The organism is Hymenobacter terricola (assembly GCF_017921975.2).
GTDB classification, from domain to species: Bacteria; Bacteroidota; Bacteroidia; order Cytophagales; family Hymenobacteraceae; genus Hymenobacter; species Hymenobacter terricola.
This window is the reverse complement of record NZ_JAGEMO020000015.1, coordinates 76,135-89,851: the sequence shown is the minus strand read 5'-3', so window position 1 is coordinate 89,851 and position 13,717 is coordinate 76,135. Positions and strand designations below refer to the sequence as shown.

General features: G+C 60.5%; 14 protein-coding genes. 2 read left to right on the top strand and 12 right to left on the bottom strand.

Annotated elements, in window-relative coordinates; genetic code table 11:
- Window positions 1–40 precede the first annotated feature (40 nt).
- Window positions 41–364, bottom strand: a complete 324-nt coding sequence (locus tag J4G38_RS12195) for a hypothetical protein (RefSeq protein ID WP_210521269.1) — start codon at window positions 362–364, stop codon at window positions 41–43.
- A gap of 377 nt (window positions 365–741) precedes the next feature.
- Here J4G38_RS12195 and J4G38_RS12190 point away from each other — a divergent pair, with 377 nt between their 5' ends.
- Entirely contained in the window at window positions 742–1,575 is an 834-nt protein-coding gene (locus J4G38_RS12190) for a hypothetical protein (RefSeq protein WP_210521268.1), read from the top strand.
- A 63-nt stretch (window positions 1,576–1,638) separates the two neighbouring features.
- On the opposite strand, the gene J4G38_RS12185 is transcribed toward J4G38_RS12190, so the two are convergent.
- Window positions 1,639–2,226, bottom strand: coding sequence for a YdeI/OmpD-associated family protein (locus J4G38_RS12185; RefSeq protein ID WP_210521267.1), 588 nt, complete (start codon window positions 2,224–2,226; stop codon window positions 1,639–1,641).
- A gap of 158 nt (window positions 2,227–2,384) precedes the next feature.
- On the opposite strand from J4G38_RS12185, the gene J4G38_RS12180 reads away from it, so the two are divergent.
- Entirely contained in the window at window positions 2,385–2,906 is a 522-nt protein-coding gene (locus tag J4G38_RS12180; protein ID WP_210521266.1) for a nuclear transport factor 2 family protein, read from the top strand.
- A 308-nt stretch (window positions 2,907–3,214) separates the two neighbouring features.
- Here the strand turns inward: J4G38_RS12180 and J4G38_RS12175 are convergent, their stop codons facing one another.
- From J4G38_RS12175 to J4G38_RS12130, 10 genes are all read right to left on the bottom strand, one after another.
- The gene (locus J4G38_RS12175) at window positions 3,215–3,616 is read right to left on the bottom strand and encodes a hypothetical protein (protein ID WP_210521265.1); all 402 of its coding nucleotides are present in this window, start codon (window positions 3,614–3,616) and stop codon (window positions 3,215–3,217) included.
- 105 nt (window positions 3,617–3,721) lie between these two features.
- Window positions 3,722–4,075, bottom strand: coding sequence for a nucleotidyltransferase domain-containing protein (locus J4G38_RS12170; RefSeq protein WP_210521264.1), 354 nt, complete (start codon window positions 4,073–4,075; stop codon window positions 3,722–3,724).
- Window positions 4,051–4,443, bottom strand: coding sequence for a HEPN domain-containing protein (locus J4G38_RS12165; protein ID WP_210521263.1), 393 nt, complete (start codon window positions 4,441–4,443; stop codon window positions 4,051–4,053). Before J4G38_RS12165 ends, J4G38_RS12170 begins: the two co-directional genes overlap by 25 nt.
- Window positions 4,444–4,517: 74 nt before the next feature.
- The gene (lpdA, locus tag J4G38_RS12160; RefSeq protein ID WP_210521262.1) at window positions 4,518–5,924 is read right to left on the bottom strand and encodes a dihydrolipoyl dehydrogenase; all 1,407 of its coding nucleotides are present in this window, start codon (window positions 5,922–5,924) and stop codon (window positions 4,518–4,520) included.
- 431 nt (window positions 5,925–6,355) lie between these two features.
- Window positions 6,356–7,216 (bottom strand): SDR family oxidoreductase, encoded by an 861-nt coding sequence (locus tag J4G38_RS12155; RefSeq protein WP_210521073.1) that lies wholly within the window; start codon window positions 7,214–7,216, stop codon window positions 6,356–6,358.
- Between the two features lie 171 nt (window positions 7,217–7,387).
- Window positions 7,388–8,257, bottom strand: coding sequence for an AraC family transcriptional regulator (locus J4G38_RS12150; protein WP_210521072.1), 870 nt, complete (start codon window positions 8,255–8,257; stop codon window positions 7,388–7,390).
- A 19-nt stretch (window positions 8,258–8,276) separates the two neighbouring features.
- Window positions 8,277–9,950: a M1 family metallopeptidase gene (locus J4G38_RS12145; protein ID WP_226163374.1), complete on the bottom strand. Its 1,674-nt coding sequence runs from the start codon at window positions 9,948–9,950 to the stop codon at window positions 8,277–8,279.
- 120 nt (window positions 9,951–10,070) lie between these two features.
- Window positions 10,071–11,399: an ammonium transporter gene (locus J4G38_RS12140; RefSeq protein WP_210521071.1), complete on the bottom strand. Its 1,329-nt coding sequence runs from the start codon at window positions 11,397–11,399 to the stop codon at window positions 10,071–10,073.
- A gap of 54 nt (window positions 11,400–11,453) precedes the next feature.
- Window positions 11,454–12,032 carry a DUF4468 domain-containing protein gene (locus J4G38_RS12135; RefSeq protein ID WP_210521070.1) on the bottom strand — a complete coding sequence of 193 codons (579 nt, stop codon included), beginning with the start codon at window positions 12,030–12,032 and terminating at the stop codon, window positions 11,454–11,456.
- Between the two features lie 74 nt (window positions 12,033–12,106).
- Window positions 12,107–13,312 (bottom strand): outer membrane beta-barrel protein, encoded by a 1,206-nt coding sequence (locus tag J4G38_RS12130; RefSeq protein ID WP_210521069.1) that lies wholly within the window; start codon window positions 13,310–13,312, stop codon window positions 12,107–12,109.
- Window positions 13,313–13,717: the final 405 nt, after the last annotated feature.

Here is a 13,717-nt window from a genome sequence, read left to right as displayed (position 1 = left end):
TGGGAGGGAAAAAGTATTGGGAGAACCCAAATGCGCTAATTCACTTGGCTTTGGGGGCTTTTCGGCCCTTGTGTGACGCACCGGCCGTGGCTTCCTCGTCCGGGGAATGTTCGTGGCCGGCTCCCAGCAGCTTGGGCGGGTGGGCATCGTCGGGGGAGGCAGGGTTGTCGTCACTTTGATTTCGGGCCAGGTAGGTAAGGCCGGCCGCAAGCAATGCGGCCCCGCCCACCAGCTTCTGGCCGGTGCTCAGCTTGGAAATCTGCTTCGTCACCTTCCGAAATTTTTTGAGCGAGAGGGCCGCGGCATCAAGGATACCATCCGATACCTTGTCTTTTTTTGAGTGCTTCTTTTTGTCTTTCGCCATAAGTGTATAGCGTAAAATGTTTTCCAGGAGCGATTGAAGCGGAAAGGCCATATTGGGTGGCAAAGGCAGAAAAGCAGCGGCTTTGCGCCCGGCAGATTATGGTATTCGCAAATCCGGCCCCGAAGGTTTCTCTTTTTCTGCTGCTAATTGCTACCGCAGCGCTTGCCGAGCCCTGGCAACAAAGCTTAAGCAGCCGCATACGGTACTGGAAAAAGTACCGGTGCGCTCCCGCTTTTTTGGTCCTGGTTTCGGAGGCTACCGAAGCCATGATTCGCACGAAAAAGCGCCGCTGTGCATTATAGCAACGTATTGCGTGATACTATTGGCCCTGGTGCCGTGCTTATTCTGGCCGCCCCGCCGGCTCATCTCCCCTGCTTATGAAGTATTTTTTTCTGGTGCTCTGGCTCTGGTTGCCGCGAGCGGTGCTGGCCCTGGCCCCCCTCGAACCGCTGCAGATTGCCCGGCAATTTGTGGCCCCCACCGCCTGGCCCGAGATGAAAAGCTACCTGTGCTGCGAAGTGGCCAGCCAGGCCAGGCGCCAGTCTCTGGGCCAGCAGATTCCGGCCCGGCTGCGGCGTGTGTGCCAGCTGCTGCACCAGGGCCCGGCCACGGCGGTGGTGGCCGTGGAGCTGCGCGACTCCGTGAGCCGCAACGATTTTTACCTGCACTTCAGCAAGGAAGCCGATGGGTGGAAGCTACAAGCCGTGCGCAGCCTGGCCATGACGAAGCTGAGCGCGCCCATGCTGGAGCTGCTCACGGCCATGCCGCCGGCCGAAGTGGCCCAATACGACCTCAAGCACCCGGCGGCCGACCACGCCTTCACCGTGGGCAACCTGCGGCTGTGGGCGGCGGCCGATGCCGACATCGCGGCCCACTTTGCCCGCAACCGGGCCGATTTCCAGGAGGCGCTGCGCCTGGTGCGGGCCGGCGGCTACTTTGCCGCGCCCGCCGATACCAGCCGAGCGGGCGAACGGGCAGCCAACGCCAGCCCGACTATCCAAAAGCTGCTGCAGCGGCTGTTTATCAGCCGGGTGGGGCAGCGCGATACCGGCTGCGCCACCTGCATCGAATTTCTGATTGGCGGCCGCATGAACAGCACCGTGGGCCTCTTCTACGAGCCCAACGCGGCCGCCGTGCCGGCCATGGACCCGCGCCGCATTATTGCCATCAAGCCGCTGGGCGATGGCTGGTATCTGTACAAAACCAGCTAATTCCTGAGGAATACAGAATGCCACGCAGCCGGATTCTACTTCGGGAGGCAGTGGCTGCCGGATTCATGCCCGGTCGTAATTCGCCCGCTTGTTCAACGCCGCCAGCCGCACGGTTTCGGCTACGCGGCGGGCGCGGGTTTCGGGCTGTCTGGCACCCAGCACCCAGGTCAGAATCATCTTGCGAGCCGAGGGCGAGAAGGCGGCAAAATTGGCCTGCGCGGCCGCATCGGCCGCCAGGGCGGTGGCCAAGTCGTCGGGGATGTGGCCGGCTTCGGCGGCGTCGAGGCTTTCCCAGGTGCCGTTTTGTTTGGCCCGCGCAATGGCCAGCCGGCCGGCCGGCATGAGCTGCCCCGCGGCTTCGAGGCGCAGCAGCCGCTCCTTGTTCACCTTGCTCCAGCCGCTGCGGGGCTTGCGGGGCGTGAACATCAGCTGCGACCGGTCGGCGTCGAGCTTGCGCGGGTGCGAGTCAATCCAGCCGAAGCAGAGGGCTTCCTCCACGGCTTCGGCATAGGCCACGCTGGGCTGACCACTGGCTTTTTTGAAGTACACCAGCCACACGCCGGGGGCGCTGGCGTGGTGGTCGGCCAGCCACTGCCGCCACTCGGCGCGGCTGGCGGGCTGGGCCTGGGAGTAGGCATCGGTGCGGGACATAGCGGGTGGTGTTTGAGCAGAGACTATTCGGTTAGCAAAAAAGCATCAGACCGATGTAGAGACGCATATTTGCGTCTCGTCGTTGAACAATACCGGCCGCTCGGCGCGAACGACGAGACGCAAATATGCGTCTTTACCTCTTTCCAGCAACCCTTATTATGCGTAACACCTTCGTAACTCTTCTATTGATTGCTGCCCTTGCAGGCACCACCGCCCATGGCCAAAGCGCGCCGCGCCGGGCGGCGCCGGGCAGCCCGCCTCCGCCAGCGGCCACTCCGGCTCCGCAGCCGCTTACCAAGGATGAGCTATACCAACTGGTGGCCCGGCTGGACGCGGAAATGTTTGCCGCCTTCAATGCCCACGACGTGAATAAGCTCATGGCCTACTTTGCCGATAACCTGGAGTTTTACCACGACAAGGGCGGCCTGAGCAACTTCGTCCAAACCAAAGAGGGCTTCGCGCGCCTGTTTGCCCAGAGCCCCGACATCACCCGCACGCTGGTGCCGGGCAGCCTGGAAGTGTATCCCGTGAAAGACTACGGGGCCATCCACATTGCCACCCAGCGGTTCTGCCACGTCGAAAACGGCCGCGAAGACTGCGGCAATTCCAAGTTCGTGATGGTGTGGCAGCAGCAGGCCGGCACCTGGCGCATCACCCGCGTCGTGAGCTACGACCATTGATTGGGGCAACCGCTGCCGCCACCCGGCGCGGCGGGCGGGGCTGGGAGGTATGGGCGCAGGCCGGGAAGTTCAACAAGGTTTGTGGTGCGGAACGAAGGTTTGTGGTGCGGAGCGGTTGGCGAGCCTTGCGGAACCGTTGGCGGGCGTGGCGAAGCGGTTGGCGAGCATCCGGACGCCAAGGTTTGTGGTCCGGAACCGATTGGTGGGCTTTCGGAAGCCGCCGGCGGTGCTTGGGAAGCGGTGGGCGACAATTCTAGACGGGGGCAAAAGCCTACTCTACGACCGAAGCACCTGTAGATTCAGTTGCTTTAGCGTTTATACCAATCTTCAAATCCCTTTAAATACTTGGGATTCCAGTCTTTTTGAACAAAAAGCCACGGCTGACCGGCCCACGACGCCAACTGGTCCTTCGATTTCCCGCCAAGTCTTAGCAGCACAAACAACAATGTTTCGTGCAGGTAGGGATTCCATTTATTGAACGGGTCTGAAGCAATTATATACGTGTACTCCTGAGTCGCTGCTTCTACATAAGGCATTAAGTCAATCTCCATTGCCGCTTTTCGGTTGCTTAAATGCCACAAGCCGCCATCTACCCCTGCTTTTTGATATTCGATAACCATTCCGGTGGTTAGCGTTACCTTACGGGCTACTATATCAATCAGAGGCAGATAATTCTCAAAACTCACCTCACTAATGAACGGAGCCGCCATTGCATTTTAGTTTTAATTGGGTTTTGATACTTCAAATAAACGCAAAAGAGAGGCTGAAGCTCCCGTAGCTTCCGCCTCTCTTTTGTTTCGGCCGCGAGGGCGGAATTACATATGAATGGCCCGGTTCTCGGTGGCGGTAGGTTCCCATTCGCCGATGACGATGCCGGTGCGCTTGATTTCCTGCACGAAGGGGTTCCAGTCGGTGAACTGCTCGGGCGAGAAGGTGTGTGGCTCGATATCGACGTGCTTCACGATGGAGCGGATAAACGGTTTGCTGTCGATAAAGGCTGCCCCGGTGAAGGTATCGGCCACTAGGGCCAAGTCAATATCCGAATAGTCATGCTGTTCATTGCGCGCAAATGACCCGAATAGAATAGCCTTCCGCAACGGAATGCCGCAGTCGCGTAGCTCTTTTAAAAATTGCCTTACGCGAGCTAAGGCAGCTTGCTGAGTAACCATGTGCGTAACTGAGCCGTGTCGTGTAACAAAGTGCGGGTGTAGCTCTCCGTAGCTTGTTGGGCAACGGCGCGCTGATAATCAGGATAACGACCTTCAAGCTGAAAACGATTCAAATCAGCCGCCGTGTTTTCGTAGTCAGCAGTGGGGGCCAATTGTGTGTCGCCCCACAGCCGTAGGATATTATGAATGCGTGGCGGGTAGTCACTCGAATTGTCTTTCACCCAATGCCCCTTGCTCAGCTTTTCGATGGTGAGATGCGCCAGGAACAGCGACTGCAAATAGTGCTTGGTTTGAAACAAATCCTGAGACGCTAGCCAGTCCTCTTCAGCCGTTTCTTTCCAATACAGAATATGGTCGTGCTTGGTCATGGAGCAAATTAACGCCAAAGAGGCTAAAGCTCCCGTAGCTTCAGCCCCTTTCCGTTTCGGCCGCGAGGGCGGGGTTACATGTGAATCGCCCGGTTCTCCGTCGCTGCCAGACACGCTTCTTTCATGGCCTCGGCGTAGGTGGGGTGCGAGTGGCTCATGCGGGCCACGTCCTCGGCGGAGGCGCGGAATTCCATGGCCGTCACGGCTTCGGCGATGAGGTCGGCGATGCGCGGGCCAATCATGTGCACGCCCAGGATTTCGTCGGTGGTTTTGTCGGCCAGCACCTTCACGAAGCCGTCGGTGTCGCCGCTGGCGCGGGCCCGGCCGCTGGCTTTGAAGGGGAAGCTGCCGATTTTGTAGGCCTTGCCCTGCTCCTTAAGCTGCTCCTCAGTGTAGCCCACGCCGGCCACTTCGGGCCAGGTGTACACCACGCCGGGGATGAGCAGGTAGTTGATGTGGGGTTTCTGGCCCACGATGGTTTCGGCCACGAACACGCCTTCTTCCTCGGCCTTGTGGGCCAGCATAGCCCCCCGAATCACGTCGCCGATGGCGTAGATGCCGGGCACGTTGGTTTGCAGGTGGGCATCGACCTTAATGCGGCCGCGCTCTTCCATTTCCACGCCGGCGGCTTCCAGGTTGAGGCCGGCGGTGTAGGGCACGCGGCCCACGGCCACCAGGCAGTAGTCGCCTTCAAACTTCACCTCCTCCCCTTTCGGGTTGGTGGCGGTCACGGTCACGCTGTCGCCCTCGCGGGTGGCCCCGGTCACTTTGTGGCTCAGGAAAAACTCGATGCCGATTTTGCCCAGCACGCGCTTGAGCTCCTTGCCCAGCCCGCGGTCCATGGTCGGGATGAGCGAATCCATGAACTCCACCACCGAGACTTTCGCGCCGAGGCGGGCGTACACGGAGGCCATTTCGAGGCCAATCACGCCGCCGCCAATCACAATCATGTGCCGGGGCACTTCGCGGATGTTCAGGGCCTCGGTGCTGGTGATGATGCGCTCCTTGTCCTGGGCGATGAACGGCAGCACCGTGGGCTTGGAGCCGGTGGCGATGATGACGTTTTTGGTTTCAATCTGCTGGGCTTCGCCGCCGCCGGTGGGCGCGATGCTGATGTGGGTTTTGTCGATGAACGAGCCGACGCCGGTGAGGACGTCGATTTTGTTCTTCTTCATCAGGTAGGAAATGCCGTCCACGTTGGCCTTCACCACGCCGGCCTTGCGGTCAATCATGCGGTTCATGTCCACCGTCAGGTTATCGAGGCCGATGCCGTGCTCGGCAAACACCGAATGGGCGTTGTGGTAGTGCTCAGAGGAGTCGAGCAGGGCCTTGCTGGGGATGCAGCCCACGTTGAGGCAGGTGCCGCCCAGGGTGGGGTATTTCTCGATAATGGCCGTTTTGAGGCCGAGCTGGGCGCAGCGGATAGCCGCTACATAGCCGCCCGGGCCGGAGCCGATGACGGTGACGTCGTATTGATTCATGAGCCGGATTTTCGGTGATTGTTCGCGCTGCGAAGGTACGGCGCGAAGCGCGCGGGCACGAAAAAAACCGTCATGGTGCGCGCAGCCGAAGCACCTGAACTGCTTCGTTGAGGCAGTTGCCTCCCCGCTGGTTCTTCTCCGGTGGGGCAGGTGCGTTCAACGAGGCTGCCATCTGGCACCCCTCTTCACCGCAGAGGAACCGGCGGGGAGACGAACCACATGCAAGCGAAACTAAGTAGTCAGGCAAAAGTAACCGTCATGCAGAGCGTAGCGAAGCATCTCGCGGGCAGCAATAATTAACACAGTTAAACAATTGATTTACTGCCACACGCGAGATGCTTCGCTACGCTCTGCATGACGGTTACTTTTGCCTGACTACTTAAAAAAGCCGGGCCGCAAGGCCGGCTTTTCTGGCAACGGCCCACGGGCTGCTACAGATTATACAACTGCTTTATACCTTCAACAAGCGAGGTGGGCGGGCGGCCCAATGCGGTGGCCAGGTCGGTGCTTACCTGGGCTTCCTGGCAGTGCTTAATGTCGGTCAGGAAGCCGATGGTCCGCTCAATGGCTATTTCCGGCACTCCGCGCTGCTTCATGCCGGCCGCGAACGTGGCGGCTTCGACGGGCGTGTAGGCCACTTTTTTTCCTGATGCCTCCGTCAGGGCGGCGGCCACGTCGTCGAAGGAATAGGCATCGGGGCCGGTGAAGTGGTAGGTGCGGGTAGTGAAGTTACGTTCCAGCAGCACGTTGGCAATGGCTTCGCCCATGTCGGCGCGCAGGGCAAAGGCGACTTTTCCCTGGCCCGTGGGCAGGCTGATGCCCGTTTCCAGCACGTTGGGGCCAGTGAAAATGGGCAGCACATCCATGTACAGAGTATTGCGGAAAATAATGTGGGGCAGCCCACTGGCCTTGATGTAGTCTTCCGTCTGAAAGTGCCGCGCCATGAGCTGGTTGGCCAGGTTACCGGGGTCTTTCAGGGCGCGGCCGGTGTAGGCCAGGCACTGCACGCCGGCTTGCCGGGCCGCGTCCACCACGTTCTGGTGCCCTTGCAGGGCATCGTCTTCGCCGCCGCCCGAAATGAGCAGCACCTGCTCGATGCCGTACAGGGCGCGGCGCAGGGCGGCCGGGTCGTCGTAGCTGCCGGGGCGAATGCTCACGCCCTGCGCTTGCACGGCAGCGGTCTTGCGCTCGTCGCGCACCAGTGCCGCTACTTGCGTGGCCGGCGTTTTTTGCAAAAGGGTTTGCAGCACGGTCGTGCCCAGGTGTCCGGTGGCACCAGTTACTAAAATCATAAACGGGGGGGGTTGCGTGAGAAGAGTCGTCAGGCAACTGCCGGCGCTACCGGCTGGGCCGATTGGCTCCGTTGGAAAGCGACCGGAAGTTGGTACTGCAAAATTCTCCAATGGGCCAGCCGGGGGAATGGCCAGATGGCGGCAAGCTGTGGCCAAAAGGCGGCAAACGCGCTAGCCCGCCTGCCGGTAGGCGGTGGGCGACAGGCCGGTGCTGTTTTTGAAAAACCGGCTGAAGGCAAACTGGTCAGCAAAATGCAGGCTCGCCGCCACCTGCTGGACGGGCATACCGGGGGTTTGCAGCAGGGCCTTGGCTTCGCGCACTACAGCTTCGGCTATCCAGTCGCTGGCGGTGCGGCCAGTTGCTTCCTTCACCAGCTCGGTGAGGTACTTTGGCGTGATGCACAGGGCCGCCGCGTAGAACGTGACGCTGCGCGCGGTGGCACAATGCGCCTGCACCAATTGCCGAAAGGCGGCGGACAACTGCTGACTTCTGGTTTGACTGGCCGGGCGCGGCGTGGCCTGCTGGTCGTAGAGGGCCCCAATCTCGTAGAGCAGGCTATTGAGAATGTTTTTGAGGATATTGTCCCGCTCCGCGCTGGGAGTGTTGTATTTCTGCTGTAGAAAACGGAAGGAGGCGGCCAGGTTCTCTGCCTGGGAGGCCGCAAGCTGGAGCACATAGGTTGGCGGCGCGACGAAAAAGCGGAGCTTTCCCGTGGCCGCGTTGGTGGTGGTAATAAAATCCCTGGTAAAAAAAATGGACAACGTTTCGTAATCATCAGCAAGGTGCAGCCACTGCTTGATAACATCCGGCGTGGCCAGTATCAAGCAGTTGGGGCCGACGACGTAGGTTTCCAGGTTCGCTTTCAGCTGGGCCGTGCCGCGCAGGCAGAGACTGATTTTGTAGTAGTCGCCGCGGTAAGGTCGGTCCAGGGGAATATTCCGGGTAGCCGGAGAAGCATAATCGGGGAAGTACACCTCCGAAGATGTCCCATTGTGGCTGGAAAACGCCTGCAACTGGTAAGTGGGAATGCGTTCGCTCATTTGGAAGGGGCCGCGCGGGTCAGTCTACCAACACGCCAATGTAATAGTTGAACGTATCCACCTCCAAACTTTCCCTGGTCGCGCCAGCCAGCTCCTTCACTTCCGCAAACCGGGTGGAGGGCCTGATAAACTGGTACTCGCCGCCTTTCACCCGCACGCGCACCGGCATGTCGAACTTATCCACGTCGGCCACCCAGCGGGCCAGGGTTTTGCCGTCCTCGAAGCGGATTTCCAGCGTGGGCAGGTTGCGGTGGCGCAGGTACTGGTCGAATATTTTGGTGAAGTCGCGGCCGCTTTCGCGGTTGATGTAGTCGATGATTTGCTGGCCGGTCACGGTCTGGTGATAGAAGGTGGCGGACAAGCCGCGCAGCAGTTGTCGCCACTTTTCATCGTTGTTGAGGACGGTGCGGAGCGTGTTGAGCATGGCGCTGCCCTTGTCGTACATATCGCTGGAGCCTTCCTTGTTCACGCCGTAGGGGCCGATGATACCTGCGTCGTTCTGGATGTTGCGGCGCTGGCCGTGGATGTATTCCTGGCCGGCCGTTTTGCCGAACTGCGTTTCCACGAACAGGGCTTCGGAGTAGGTGGTGAAGCTTTCGTGCACCCACATGTCGGCAATGTCCTGGCTGGTGATGTTGTTGCCGAACCACTCGTGGCCGCTTTCGTGGATGATGATGAAATCCCACTTCAGGCCCCAGCCGGTGTTGCTGCGGTCTTTGCCGAGGTAGCCGTTCTGGTATTTGTTGCCGTAGGCCACGGCGCTCTGGTGCTCCATGCCCAGGTGCGGGGCATCCACCAGCTTGTAGCCGTCCTGGTAAAATGGGTACGGGCCAAACCAGTTTTCCATGGATTTCAGCATGGGTTTCACGTTGGCCGCAAACTGGGTTTTGGCTTTCGTGACATTCTCCGGCAATACCCAGTAATCAAGCGTTAAAGGCCCTTTTTCGCCTTGGTACGAGTCGGAAAAATGCTGGAAGTCGCCCACGTTCAGGGCCACGTCGTAGTTGTTGATGGGGTTGCGCACGGCCCAGTCGAAACGGGTGTAGCCGTCCTTCAGCTTGGTCGTTTTGCGCAGGCGGCCGTTGGAAACGTCCTTCAAACCCTGCGGCACGCTGATGCTGATGAGCATGCTGTCCACCTCATCGGCCTGCTGGTCCTTGGTGGGCCACCAGATGCTGGCTCCCACACCCTGGCAGGCGGAGGCGACCCAGGGCCGGCCGGCGGCATCGGTGGTGAAGACCAGGCCGCCGTCCCAGGGGGCTTTTTTGGCCACGGTGGGGTTGCCGGAATACTGCACCGTGAACTCGTCGCGGCTGCCCTGCTGGATGGGCTGCGGGAAGGTGACGAATACGGCGTTGGCCTCGCGGGTGAAGGGCACGTCTTTGCCTTTATACTGCACCTTATCGACTTGCAGGTTGGCGAAGAGGTCGAATTGCAGCCGGGTAAAATCCCGCGTGGCGGTGAAGCGGAAGAGGTTGGAGCCGCGGAGGTAGCGCTTGGCCGGGTCCAGCTGCACGTCGAGGTGGTAGTAGTTGATGTCGTAGCAGGTACGCAGCGGCGTGGTGAGGCTGCCGCGCAGCGAGTCGGCACGGGTGAAGGCGGCGGGCCTGGGCTGGAGCAGCTGGGCGGCGACGGGGCGGGCGGTAGCGGCCAGGAAAAAGGCGGGCAGCAGGACGAGAGTCAGAAGTTTCACAGGCGCAAAGATGGGCGGATAGCGTGCTACCAAACGCCGAAAGGCCGGAGCAACTGCCCCGGCCCTTCATTTTTGCCACATAGCGTACAGCATAAGCTAAAGCATGTGCTACAAGCTCGCTTACGCCCCTGCCAGCAGCTGCTCCTCGTGCTGGCTCAGGTCGAGCCCCTGCAACTCTTCTTCCTCCGACACGCGCAACGGAGTAATCAAATCGGTGATTTTCAGGAGTGCGAACGAGGCCACGAACGCGAAGGCCGACACCACCACCAGCGACAGCAGGTGCTTCAGAAACAGCTCGGTGCCGCCGTAGGCCAGGCCGTTGGTGGCGGCCGAGTTCACGGCCTTGCTGGCGAAAATGCCCGTCATAATCAGGCCCACCATCCCGCCGATGCCGTGGCAGGGAAACACGTCGAGTGTGTCGTCGAGGCGTGACTTCGAGCGCAGGTGCGCGAAAAAGTTGCTGGTGATGCCGGCAATTACGCCGATGAAAAGGCTCACCGGCACCGTTACGTAGCCCGAGGCGGGCGTCACGGCCACCAGGCCCACCACCGCGCCAATGCAGAAGCCCAGCGCCGAGAGCTTCTTGCCCCGCGCCACATCAAACAGCACCCAGGCCACGCCAGCGGCCGAAGCGGCCACGTTGGTGGTGGCGAAGGCGCTCACGGCAAGGGCATTGGCGGCTGTGGCCGAGCCCGCGTTGAAGCCGAACCAGCCAAACCACAGCAGCCCCGTGCCCAGCAGCACAAACGGGATGTTGGCCGGCGGCACTACCTCCGATGAGCCGTGGGTTTTGCGCGGCTTCAGGTACATGGCCGAGGCCAGCGCGGCCCAGCCCGCGGACATGTGCACGACGGTGCCGCCCGCGAAATCCAGCACGCCCAGCTTGAACAGGAAGCCGTCGGGGTGCCACACCCAGTGCGCCAGCGGGGCATACACCACCAGGCTGAACAGCACGATGAACAGGATGTAGGACTTGAAATTGATGCGCTCGGCAATGGAGCCCGTGATGAGCGCCGGCGTGATGATGGCAAACTTCATCTGAAAAAACGCGAACAGCATCAGCGGGATGGTGGGCGCCAGCGACCACGGCTTGCCATCGAGCACGTTGCGGAACAGGAAGAACGTGCGCGGGTCGCCAATAAACCCGCCAATGGAATTGCCGAAAGCCAGCGAAAAGCCCACCACTACCCACAGCAGGCTAATGATGCCCATGGCCACGAAGCTTTGCAGCATGGTCGAAATCACGTTTTTCGAGTTCACCATGCCGCCGTAGAAGAAGGCCAGGCCGGGCGTCATCAGCAGCACCAGGGCGGTGGCGCACAGCATCCAGGCCGTATCGCCGGAGTTGATGCCTTCGGTGACGATGGTGGCGGGCAGCGCCGGCCGCATCGCGGCCAGCAGGCCCAAGGCCAGCAACAGCAGCAGCGGAATGTAATTGGGCTTTTGCATAGAGTTGGGGGGGTTGGTAAGTGAATGATTAGGGTACTTGTTGCAGAAATTCGGCTACCAGTCGGCCGAGCGCGGAACGGGGGGCAACGGCGGCCGGGACACGGCCAGCATGGCAGTTTTCAGCTCTCCGGCCAGCGCCGTCACGGTCAGCAGCGTGTCGTGGCGGTGGGTTTCCCAGAGCTTCTGCCAGCCGGGAGCGGTGGCGTCTTCCAAAGGCTTGGTTTTGCCGGTGGGCTGCGGGCGGGCGCTGCGGTCGTCCTGGTAGTAGGCAAAGCTGAAATCGGTGAACTGCGCGCGGTAGCGGCCCTCTTTCACCTCCACCACCAGGCGGTAGCGCACCTTGCCGTGCAGGCGCTTGGTCACGTAGCCGTGGTCGTAGACCCCAAAGGCGTGGCTCGCCACCAGTCGCCCGGCGGCCGAGTCGGCCTCGGCCACGTCGTAGCCGCGCCGCCGCAGCCAGGCCCGGGCGTGGCTGTAGAGCAGGCCGGCCCGGAGCGAATCGGCCCGCACCACTTCGGCAAAGCCCACGCGGCCCGCCTCATCGAGCGGCAACGCCTGCGCGCCGGCCACCGGGGCGGCCAGCAGCAGGCCGGCAAGCAGGCCGGCAAATGGGCAGAGGGCAAATGGCGACATGGCCGCTAGTAGAAATAGAGGTGAGAAAAGGAGTGGCAATTGGGTGGTTAAGCATGGCGGCCCCGCAAGCCCACTCAATACTTATAGATGAACGCCACGCCCAGCGTGGTCTGGCTGCGCACGCCCTGGCCCAGCGCGTTTTCGTAGTAAGCACTCGCGGCCAGGTCGTAGCGCAGCTCGGGTTTCAGCAGCAGCTTGCCGGCGCCCAGGGTTACGGGGGCCGTCAGGGTCACCGACTGGTTGCGGGTTTGCAGGTAGCGCACGGCGTGCTGGTCTTCGAAGTATTCGTAGCGCAGGCCCAGCCCCACCACGTCGCAGAAAGCGTAGTTGGTATAGAGGGCCACGCCGCCCCAGTCGGGCGTGGTGCTGCCATACTTGCCCGTGCAGAATTCGGTTTCGGCATCCGAATCGGTATTGAAGCTGTAGCGGCCGTAGGCGGCGTTCAGCCCCAGGTAAAACCTGGGCGTCACCTGGTAGTTGGTCGTCAGGTCATACAGCTGGCGGGTGTAGTTGCCGCAACCGTTGGGCAGCGCGCCGCTGCTCACCAGCGAGTTCAGGTAAGTGTCGTCGCCCGAGCCGCCAATCCAGTTCAGGTACACCGTCCAGGTGGGCAGGGGCTTCAGGGTGAGCTGCCCAACGAGCGACTTCTGCTTATTGTCGTCGGTGAGGTTGTCCCAGTTGTTTACCACGCCCAGCATCAGCGAAGTACGGTCGTTGAAGGCGTAGGCCGTTTTGAGGCCGACGTGGTAAAAAGGCCCGTTGTTGAACAGGTTCGACAGCGAGTAGTGGTAGTTCAACGGCGCGTCAATTACCTCGTAGCCAATGTGCGTGCCGAACTGCCCCACCGTGAAACTGAGCTTGGGCGTGGCCCGATACGTGAAATAGGCCTGCTTGATGGCCGCCGACGTGCCGTACAGCGCCGCGCCGTAGGGCGACTGCGGCCGGTAGCCGTTCAGCACCCCGGCCGTGTTGCCGAAGTTGCCCAGCTCGGCATTCGGCCCGAAGGTGAGGTCGACCACCATATCGGTTTTACGGCTGCTGAAGCCCGCTTTCACCTGCACCAGCCCCAGGGCAAACTGGTCAGTCAGCCGGTCGAAAGCCCGCCCGGCCAGCTGGTCCACCCCCAGCAGGTTACCCGACTTGGGCCGGTTGAACGCCGTGAGGTAATACGAATCGAGGTAGCCGGAAATGGACAGCTTGCCTGCGTCGGTCGAATCGGTCTGGGCGCAGGCCAGCAGGCTTGTGGCTGCCAGCAGCAGGGTTAGTAAAAGTTTGTTCATACGCGTAGAAAAAATGTGAATAGAAAAAAGAACGAAATGATGCTTTAACAAGAACCATGCTTTGCCCAGACTCCATATCCTACCATACAAATTTTAGGGCCTTTTCTAATTTAATCTCCCATAATTACGAATTTTGCCCTAAATAATGAGCCATTTTTTCAAATATATTGATAATAAATTAGCAAAGCAGTGTAATTCAACTGGCACTATCATAAAAATTTGTGAAAACATGAATTCTCCCACCAATTAGACACAACCTGCTTACGCATTTGGCATTCCCGGGCCGTACCCTCATAGGCTGATACAGCTCTAATCTGAGTGGCAACATGGAAGCAGGGTCAATTCAACCAGCACCGCCTGGGGTATTGCCCACCCGCTGGCAGCCATGTGCTATTTTTGCTGGTC